This is a genomic window from Tenacibaculum sp. TC6 (genome assembly GCF_050606265.1).
Taxonomy (GTDB): domain Bacteria; phylum Bacteroidota; class Bacteroidia; order Flavobacteriales; family Flavobacteriaceae; genus Polaribacter.
Window position 1 is genome coordinate 1 of the sequence record NZ_JBOCUK010000078.1, and the last position, 881, is coordinate 881.

At 36.2% G+C, this 881-nt stretch carries 1 protein-coding gene; it reads right to left on the reverse strand.

Going from position 1 to position 881, the window contains the following annotated elements; genetic code table 11:
- Positions 1-881, reverse strand: an 881-nt coding sequence (locus tag ACQY1Q_RS17370) for a hypothetical protein (protein ID WP_431006594.1), incomplete at both ends; no start/stop codon positions are given.

Below are 881 nucleotides of genomic sequence, written 5' to 3' on the forward strand. Positions count from 1 at the left end.
TGGGTATTGACTTAAAAATAACAGCTGTTCAGGAGTTAGAATATCATTTAAATTAATATCTAAAACAGTAGGGACGTATAGAGGAGGTGTACATGTTCCATCAGAAAAACATTCTTCATCTCCCTCGTAAATATAAATAGGTCCTCCTGGTCCTGCGGCACCTCCGCCTCCGCCTCCACCACCGTCTCCACTAGGAGAAACTGGGTCTGGATTATCAGGATTTGTTGCAGGTGGAGTATCATCTTCTGGTACAGGGCAGTCTCCACAACCATGACCACTACAAATAGTTTCTCTTAAAACAGGCTTACTTCCTGTACCACAAGCACAAAGTTGCGCTGTATGACTAGGGTCACTAGTGCCTCCAGGACACCCACAGTGTAAGTATGTTAACACATAACACTTATTTTCATCTGCTCCTCTACTTTGAGTCTTGGTTTGTTTTTCAGAAAATACTACATCTAAATCATTTCCTAAACTTTGCTGATATACTTTATAAGGAAAATTAGGGTTTTTAGGAGCACTGTCCTTAAGATAACTTAACAATAGATACTCTGGTTCTTTTGCTTCTCTTTTAACAACTGCTAGGTTTTGAAAATCGTAACTAGTATCGTAATTTTTTAAAGGAAAGGTATATACCTCATAAGCTGGAGTTTTAGCAATAGCTACTTCGTTAGTATTTACTTCTACTATTTTATTTTTAGACAGTTGTTTGTTAGTACTTTTATACAAAGAAGTGGTACTAAGTGGTATTCGCAATTCTTTTAATAATTGCGCATCTGTTATCGTTACTTTTTCTTGTATTGATAAATCATATTTTCTATGCTGCTTGTTTTCAAGTATTGAGTCTACTTTAACATCTTTCTCACAATTCCATAGCAATA